This window comes from Aquabacterium sp., assembly GCF_004297345.1.
Classification (GTDB): domain Bacteria; phylum Pseudomonadota; class Gammaproteobacteria; order Burkholderiales; family Burkholderiaceae_C; genus Aquabacterium.
The window spans coordinates 1-8,161 of the sequence record NZ_SCTN01000353.1 but is presented as its reverse complement, the minus strand read 5'-3'; the positions used below and the strand labels follow the sequence as shown (position 1 = coordinate 8,161).

Sequence of the window (8,161 nt, the reverse complement as noted above, 5' to 3'; positions counted from 1 at the left end):
GCCCTGCAATCGTTTGACCTGCTGTACGTTGAAGTCGCTGGTCGTGGCAACGCCACCGCCCTGGGTGACGTGCCTGCTGGCGTCGTTGTGCCTAACTCGCAGTCGTTCAACTTCCCCGTGACCCAGATCGTGATCGGCTCCAAGCTGAACATCGCTGCTGGCTCGGCTGTTGGTTCCGCTCTGCGCTTCCGTTACGCTAATGACGACGGTATCTACCTGGGGCTGAACCTGGCTAACTTCACCATCGACTACGTGAAGAAGCAAGTGACGGCTGACGCAACGCCTTCGACCCAAGACGGCACCGTTGACGGTTCCAAGGAAGTGGCTGCCGGTCCTGCCAAGCGCATCGCCGTGTACGACTTCCACGTGGCTACGCCTCTGGCTCTGAAGTACAAGTTCCCTCTGACCGTGACCGGCCATGAAGTACTGGACCAACTGAAGCTGACTGCTGATGCCAAGGCTGCTTTCGTGTCCGCTCTGGCTTTGCCTGACTGGGCTGCTGCTCAGTTGGATCAAGACTTCGGTACCTTGACCCAGGACATCAACTCCACCACCCGCAAGCCCAAGCTGGCTTCGACCAAGCCCTACACCGTTCAGTAATCTTCTACTGAATGGCTGTGGAGCCGAATCGACCTTGAATGGTCGATTCACCGCACAGAAAGGCGCGCCGCAAATGCGGGGCGCCTTTTTCATTTCGTGTTGTGGTTTTTTGATGGGATTTAGTGAAACCCCTTGGTTTTGCCTCAGGTGAACGCCTGGGGTTTCTACGAGTCGGTGTGACTTAGTTAGCGCTTGATCAAGTCGCGGCACTCATCCAGGGGGGGAGGCAATGGATGTGGTTAGCCCATTATTACTACATCGCACAACGCAATGTGTGAACAACAGATAACCACCTCTTTCACGCCAAGGATCCCATATGAAGTTGAACCTCCGTTCGATCGCTATTGCCTCAGTTCTGGGTATGGCCGCTCTGTCTGCCCAAGCCAATCTGACCATCCCAATCAACTTCACCGTTTCCAACTCGGTGCAGAAGTTCCCTGATGAAGTGCTGGGCGCGATGGGCTTGGCTTACATCACCATCGAAGCTCGTGGTACTGCCACGACTGTGGGTACCGTGTTCCAGACCGAAGGTCAGACCAACAACAACGCTTACAACATGCCCATCACGAAGATCGTGATTGGCAATGCCTTGAACATCGCTTCGGGTTCGGCTGTGGGTTCGGCTCTCGTGTTCTCTCGTTATGACATGGACACCGGTACGCGTTTTCTGCAACTGACGCTGGCCAACTTCACCATCGATTACGTGCGCAAGCAAGTGCTGGCTGACGTGACACCTCTGGGCAAGCCCACCGTCAAGCAACAGGCCATCTACAACTACCATGTGGCCACGCCTCTGGCTTTGAAGTACAAGTTCCCCGTGTCCATCACTGGCCACGAAGTGCTGGACAAGCTGATGCTGACGCCAGAAACCAAGGCCTCTTACACGCAAGCGCTGGAACTCCAAACTTACGAAGTGTTCGCGCTGGACCTGGATTACGGCTCCCTGACCCAGGACATCAGCTTGAAGCTGCGTGCCCGTCCTATCTCGACCACGCCTTACGTGGCCAAGTGATCATGTGATCCTTCCCCGCCAGATCGATTTGATCTGGCGGGGAGCAAAAAGGGCACACCGTGAAAACGGTGTGCCCTTTGTCTTTCCAGCGATGAATCAGTTCAGCATCAGGAGTGCGATCTGGCGCTGAACGGCAAATCCATGCCAGCTACAGGCATGTGCTGGCTGACCTGGCCCTGCATCACCACGCCAGGGTCATCCACATCAATGCCTTCCGCCGGGTAGCGGCTCGTGAGTCGGTGCAGATCCCGGTCGAGATCAAGGTGCACCAGTTCCGAGAACAATTCTTTGCCAAAGCCCATGGGATGCCCTCGTCTGGCCTGGTATTGGGCGTAGGCAATGGGGTAGGTCTGAACGGCGTTGGACACCAGCTTGAGCGTATCGACGCTGAGCATGGGCATGTCCCCTGGTAGAACCAGCCAGCCATCCGCCTGAGAGCTGGCCAGAACGCCCGCTGCGACAGATCGGGCCAAGGAGTAGGCGTCGTCCAAACCGCCTTCCGCAGATGCATCAACCAAGCAGTTGTGTGGGAGCAGGCCTCTGGCTTGATCCGTGATGGCCTTGGGTGCCACCAGGACCATGGGCAATTGACTGGCCAGAACGCGGTAAAGCGTGGTCTGCAGCAGCCCGAAAGCTGCGACGGGATCTTGGGGGGCCACAAGCCCATGCCGGCCATCTGGTCCAGATGGTGGCAGGATGATGACGGTGGCGCGGTTGTTCATAGGGCAGCCTCTTGCAACAAAGTGTGACCGTAATTGCTGCGCTGCACCACCGAGGCTTCACTTAGGGGCATACCCGAGCGCGGATTTGATCCCCGTCATTTCAGGTGGCAATAGAACTGGCCGATACTTTGAATATGGACAAGACACCGCACGATCTGGCGCAAATGCGCAAAAGCTATGAACAAGCCGAACTCGATGAGTCGCATGTTCTCCCCCAACCGATCAACCAGTTTCATCACTGGTTTGACGAGGCGGTGAAAGCGAAAGCGCTGGAGCCCAATGCCATGACCCTGGCCACGGCCAGCGCAGATGGCAGGCCATCGACCCGTGTGCTGCTGCTCAAGGGGGCGGACGCAAGTGGGCTGGTCTGGTTCACGAATTACGCCAGCCGCAAGGGGCAGGATTTGCTGGCCAATCCGATGGCGGCCATGCAGTTTTTCTGGCCAGAACTGGAGCGCGTGGTGCGCGTGGAGGGCCGCGTGGAGCGGGTGTCCGATGAGGAGTCGGATGCCTATTACCGTAGTCGCCCGGCAGGCTCGCGCGTTGGTGCCTGGGCCTCGCCGCAAAGCCAGGTGTTGGCATCACGTGAGGTGCTCGAAGCCGCGTGGAAAGAGCAGCAGGCGAAGCTGGGTGATGATCCTCCGCGTCCTGCGCATTGGGGTGGCTATCGCCTGGTGCCCGATCACTGGGAGTTCTGGCAAGGCCGCAGTTCTCGTCTGCACGACCGCATTGCGTACGAGTTGCAGCCAGACGGATCCTGGCTGATCCAGCGTCTGGCCCCCTGATAGACGCGAGGCTGGCGTCACTCAGTTCGGTTTCAGCAAGTCTGTGAAGGTCTTGCGGAATTTATCGACCTTGGGTGAAATCACCACGGCGCAGTAGCCCTGGCCCGGGTGCTGTTCGAAATAGCGCTGGTGATAGGCCTCGGCGGGGTGGTAGTTGGTGATGGGTGCCACCTCCGTCACGATGGGATCCTGGAACACCTTGCTGATGGTCAGGTGTTCGATCATTGCTCGGGCCTGCAGGGCCTGTTGTGCGCTGTGGGTGTAGATGCCCGATCGATACTGGCTGCCTTCGTCGTGTCCCTGGCGATTCAACGTGGTGGGGTCATGGATGGCGAAGAATACTTCCAGCAATTGCTGATAGCTGATCCGCCGCGAGTCAAAGCGTACCCTGACCACTTCGGCGTGGCCGGTCAGGCCTGAGCACACGTCTTCATAGCTAGGGTGAGGGTGCGGGTGCGGGCCGTTGCTGTAGCCTGATTCAGCCTCGATCACGCCTTGCAACTGATTGAAGACGGTTTCGATACACCAGAAGCAGCCGCCTGCGAAGGTCGCTTCCTCGGCGATGATGTTGTCGGATTGTGTAGACCCTGTCATGACGTGCGTTCCATTGCGTAGACTCCCCTCACTTTATCCAAATAGGCAGCACGTTGCTGGTGGCCGGACGCAGGGGAATGTGGGATGAATGATTGGGGTATCTACAAACCTATTTTGACCACATTGGCTCTGCCGCCGGTGCCGTTCTTGCTGCTGATTCTGATTGGCGCGCGCTTGATCTTGCCGCGCCGTGGGCTAGGCTACCTGGTGTTGATGCTGGGTGTGCTGGGCGTATGGATGTCAACCTGCCAGGTCACGGCTGTCTGGTTGCAAGATCGGTTTTTGCACCCGCCTGTGGCCTTGCAAGGTGAGGCGCTGGCTCGCTTGGAGCTGGTGGTGCGAAAAGGGGGGCGATCTGTTCAGGGGGGGGCACCGCCGGCAGCCATCATCGTGCTGGGCGGTGGCCGCGAAGCGTTTGCCATGGAATATGGCACTTCGGATTTGTCGAAGTTCTCTGCCGAGCGGTTGCGCTATGGCATCTGGCTGGTGCGCCGCACGGGCTTGCCCCTCGGTTTTTCTGGTGGCGTGGGTTGGGCACAGCGCGGTGACAAGGGCGCATCCGAGGCTGATATCGCCGCCAAGGTGGCGCAGCAGACCTATGGCGTACCCATGCGTTGGGTCGAGGCTGAGTCTGTCGATACGCGCGGCAACGCGGCCCTGACCGTGGCCATGCTGGCCGATCAGCATGTGCCCGAGATTGTGCTGGTGACCGATGCTTTCCATATGCCTCGTGCCTTGCGGGACTTCGAGCAGGCCGCGCAGCGCCATGTTGAGCTGCGGCCTGGTTCGCCAGTGATCAAGGTGACGCCTGCGCCCATGGGTTTTTGGCAGCATGAGGACCGAGCCTGGCTCGATTGGATGCCGTCCATTGCAGGCAGCGTGGGCGTGCGCCTGGCGCTCAAGGAGTGCCTGGCTGCATTGCTGAAAACCTGAGCCCACAAAGAGAAACCCCCGGGCTAAGCCGGGGGTTGGAGCGGCACGCGGGCCGTCCGAGGAAAGGGCAAAAAGTTGGTTTGCCACTTCCCAAGACGCAGAGACTGCGTCCCTTTAGGTTGCCTGCCTAGCAGACGTGCTCAGATTAGTTCAAGCCGTTGTGCAGTGCAAGTCCATTTGTCGGATGGGGCTGATTTCACTCACGTCTTTTGACCAAGAATGCGCGAAACGATGTCGTCCACACGGGCGTTCACGGCGTCGGGCATGGTGATCGTGCGCCCCCATTCGCGGCTGGTTTCGCCGGGCCATTTGTTGGTGGCATCCAGCCCCATCTTGCCGCCCAGACCACTGACAGGTGAGGCGAAATCCAGGTAGTCGATCGGGGTGTTTTCAACCAGTGTGGTGTCGCGCACCGGGTCCATGCGGGTGGTGATGGCCCAGATCACTTCCTGCCAGTCGCGGATGTTCACATCGTCATCGCAGATCACGATGAACTTGGTGTACATGAATTGGCGCAAGAAGCTCCACACGCCGAACATCAGGCGTTTGGAATGGCCTGGATAGGCCTTCTTCATGCTGATGATGGCCATGCGGTAGCTGCAACCTTCGGGGGGCAGATAGAAGTCCACGATTTCGGGGAACTGCTTTTGCAGGATGGGCACGAAGACCTCATTGAGCGCCACGCCCAGCACAGCAGGCTCATCGGGCGGCTTGCCTGTATAAGTAGAGTGATAGACCGGATCCTTACGGTTGGTCATGCGCTGCACTTCAAAGACGGGGAACCAGTCCTGCTCGTTGTAGTAACCGGTGTGGTCGCCAAACGGGCCTTCGAGCGCATGCAGGTAGCCGCCACGCTCCATCAATGGCACGCCGTGTTCGCTGACGCCCTTGTAGCCAGCGGGCGCAGTCGGGATGTGACCTTCCAATACGAACTCGGCGCTGGATGGCACTTGCAGCCATTGATCGCCTTCGCCCACATCGGTATTGACCACTTCGGTGCGGCTGCCGCGAAGCAAGCCGGCGAACTGGTACTCGCTCAATGAATCCGGGACGGGGGTGACGGCACCGAGGATGGTGGCGGGGTCAGCGCCCAGGGCCACGGCGATGGGGAAGGGCTTGCCAGGATTGGCCAGCGCGAACTCGCGGAAGTCGAGCGCGCCGCCGCGATGAGCCAGCCATCGCATGATCAATTGGCGCTTGCCGATCAACTGCTGTCTATAGATACCCAGATTCTGCCGGCGGCGTGGGTTGGGTACGTTCTGCGGGCCGCGTGTGACGACCAGCCCCCAGGTGAGCAAAGGCGCCGCGTCCTCAGGCCAGCAATGCTGGATGGGCAACTCGGTCAGGTCCACCTCGCTGCCTTCGCGAACCTCTGCCTGGCAAGGCGCGCTGCGGGTGGTGGAGGGCTTCATGTCCCACAGGGCCTTGGCCATCTGCAGCAGCTTGCCGGCGTCCTTCAAACCGCGAGGCGGTTCGGGCTCTTTGAGGCTGGCCAGCACGCGACCGATATCACGAAGCTCGCTCACGTCATCGGCGCCCATGCCCAAAGCCACACGCCTTGGTGTGCCAAAAAGGTTGGCCAGAACCGGGACTTTGTAACGATCTGCGTTATTTTGACCACCTTTTTGAGGGGGTACAGGATGCTCGAACCACAGCGCCGGACCACCTGCGCGCAGCACGCGATCGCTCAGTGCTGTCATCTCCAGATACGTAGAGACCGCCTCTGGGACGCGCTTCAGCTCGCCCAGCCGCTCCAGACCGGCCACAAAGTCGCGCAAATCACGGTATTTCATCATTTGAAGTTATAAGAAAGCACTTCTATATGCTTGACTGGTTATTACAGGCCTGCCTAGAATCCGCCCCGAACGAACCCGGCTTCAGTTTTTCCGGGTTTCCCCTTGTGTGTCTCTGACGAGGCACAACGCTGCCAGCCCTGGCGGTTCTTTGGGGTCTGCTGATGTTTGGCAGGCCTTTTTTGATGGCGAGTGAGCTTGCACCGCTCCCGCCATCGTGTCGAGCCGGGGCCATTATCACTGGCGCCTGGGCGTGCTGCCGGCAGATGACCTGATGGTCAGCCGATGCGCGCCGAGGCGACGTGAGGAAAGGAGAAGCATGACAGCGTATGAACGTGCTGCGACGAGCCTGGAGTTCGTGGCAGTTGGTGCTGATGAGGTTGAGAAGTCCCCCAAGGCCGGCCGCAAGGTGGCTGGTCTGCGCTCGCCTGCCGTTTTGTTCGTGCAGGACGTGCTGGAAGGCGTACGCTGCGTGAGCCACAACGCGCTGGCCATGGTCGGCCTGACCGCGGTCGTGGCAGCCTTGTTCCTGATGGGGCGTGCCGATGTGCGCTTCACGCTGGAATCACAGGCCCTGAACTGGCTGATGGAGCGTGCCAACCTGCGTGCAGGCGTGGCCGCTGACGATGCCGGCGACAACGACGGCGAGTTGCTGGCCATGGCTGAGCCTGATGCCATTCAGCGCGCGACGGCGACGAATCCTTCCGAGTTGAATCGCCAGCAGTCTGCCGTGGCCTACTGGATCTCTCGCCGCTACAACGTGGCGCCTGAGCCGATCAGCCGCCTGGTGCAGGAGGCTTGGGCCGTGGGCCGCCGTGTCAATCTGGAGCCCACCCTGGTTCTGGCCGTGATGGCGATCGAGTCCGGCTTCAATCCCTTTGCGCAAAGCCACGTGGGCGCGCAAGGGCTGATGCAGGTCATGACCCGTGTGCACAGCGACAAGTACCAGATCTTCGGTGGCCAGAATGCCGCATTCGATCCCGTGACCAATCTGCGCGTGGGTGTGCAGGTGCTCAAGGAGTGCATCCACAAGGCCGGTAGCCTGGAAGGCGGTCTGAAGTACTACGTGGGTGCGGCCAATCTGGTGGACGATGGTGGTTATGCATCCAAGGTGCTGGCCGAGCAAGGGTATCTGCGCCAGGTCGCCAATGGTGTCAAGCTGCCGGTGACGGTGTCGCTGCCTCAGGCTGTGGTGCAGGCTGACGTGCCGGTGGCGCCGGCGGCCGCAGCCAAGGCTGGGTCGGCTGCTGCCAACCCAGCTGGCGTTCAGCCTGTGGCTCCTGCTGCCAGTGACGCTGCCCCTGTGGCACATCGTCCTGAGCAAGTCGCGCTGCTGACGCCGACCGCTCACTGAGATTACAATCCGATCCAGCCGCGCAACTGGCGATACATGGTGGGGTGCTGAACAGCATCCTTGCCTGAGGTGGTGAACCACCGGGAAGCGCGGCCGGCCCAAGGGGCTGTTCAGTCATTTGACTGATGATGCCCGGGCTGAGTCAGCCGTTCGCCTGGGCAGCCCTCACACCTGGCCTTTATTGGTCAGTGCTGCGGGACTTCAACCTAGAAGAGGACTGCCAAGTCATGTTTGACCGTGCCCAACACACTATTGCCAACGTCGATGCCGAACTCTGGGCTGCCATCCAGGCAGAAAACCAGCGCCAGGAAGATCACATCGAGCTGATCGCTTCCGAGAACTACACCTCGCCCGCCGTGATGCAGGCC

General features: G+C 59.9%; 8 protein-coding genes, 1 pseudogene and 1 riboswitch. Of the genes and pseudogenes, 6 read left to right on the top strand and 3 right to left on the bottom strand.

Features of this window, described 5'->3' with window-relative positions; translation table 11 throughout:
- Both EPO09_RS13000 and EPO09_RS12995 read left to right on the top strand, forming a co-directional pair.
- On the top strand, positions 1-600 hold a 600-nt coding region (locus tag EPO09_RS13000; RefSeq protein ID WP_290643741.1), incomplete at its 5' end, for a hypothetical protein.
- A gap of 316 nt (positions 601-916) precedes the next feature.
- Positions 917-1,612, top strand: coding sequence for a hypothetical protein (locus EPO09_RS12995; RefSeq protein ID WP_290643739.1), 696 nt, complete (start codon positions 917-919; stop codon positions 1,610-1,612).
- A gap of 107 nt (positions 1,613-1,719) precedes the next feature.
- On the opposite strand, the gene EPO09_RS12990 is transcribed toward EPO09_RS12995, so the two are convergent.
- On the bottom strand, positions 1,720-2,334 hold the full coding sequence (locus EPO09_RS12990; RefSeq protein ID WP_290643737.1) for an NTP transferase domain-containing protein: 615 nt from the start codon (positions 2,332-2,334) through the stop codon (positions 1,720-1,722).
- A 134-nt stretch (positions 2,335-2,468) separates the two neighbouring features.
- Between EPO09_RS12990 and pdxH the strand changes: the two genes are divergently transcribed.
- Complete coding sequence (gene pdxH, locus EPO09_RS12985; RefSeq protein WP_290643735.1) at positions 2,469-3,119, top strand: pyridoxamine 5'-phosphate oxidase; 651 nt, start codon at positions 2,469-2,471, stop codon at positions 3,117-3,119.
- 21 nt (positions 3,120-3,140) lie between these two features.
- On the opposite strand, the gene msrA is transcribed toward pdxH, so the two are convergent.
- Positions 3,141-3,713 (bottom strand): peptide-methionine (S)-S-oxide reductase MsrA, encoded by a 573-nt coding sequence (gene msrA / locus EPO09_RS12980; protein WP_290643733.1) that lies wholly within the window; start codon positions 3,711-3,713, stop codon positions 3,141-3,143.
- Positions 3,714-3,797: 84 nt separating this feature from the next.
- On the opposite strand from msrA, the gene EPO09_RS12975 reads away from it, so the two are divergent.
- Positions 3,798-4,646, top strand: coding sequence for a YdcF family protein (locus EPO09_RS12975; protein ID WP_290643731.1), 849 nt, complete (start codon positions 3,798-3,800; stop codon positions 4,644-4,646).
- Positions 4,647-4,846: 200 nt separating this feature from the next.
- On the opposite strand, the gene EPO09_RS12970 is transcribed toward EPO09_RS12975, so the two are convergent.
- Entirely contained in the window at positions 4,847-6,439 is a 1,593-nt protein-coding gene (locus tag EPO09_RS12970) for a UbiD family decarboxylase (protein WP_290643743.1), read from the bottom strand.
- Between the two features lie 319 nt (positions 6,440-6,758).
- On the opposite strand from EPO09_RS12970, the gene EPO09_RS12965 reads away from it, so the two are divergent.
- Positions 6,759-7,793, top strand: a complete 1,035-nt coding sequence (locus EPO09_RS12965; protein WP_290643729.1) for a lytic transglycosylase domain-containing protein — start codon at positions 6,759-6,761, stop codon at positions 7,791-7,793.
- A gap of 12 nt (positions 7,794-7,805) precedes the next feature.
- A riboswitch (ZMP/ZTP riboswitch) is annotated at positions 7,806-7,960 on the top strand.
- Positions 7,961-8,020: 60 nt separating this feature from the next.
- Positions 8,021-8,161, top strand: a pseudogene (gene glyA / locus EPO09_RS12960) (serine hydroxymethyltransferase); the annotation flags it as partial.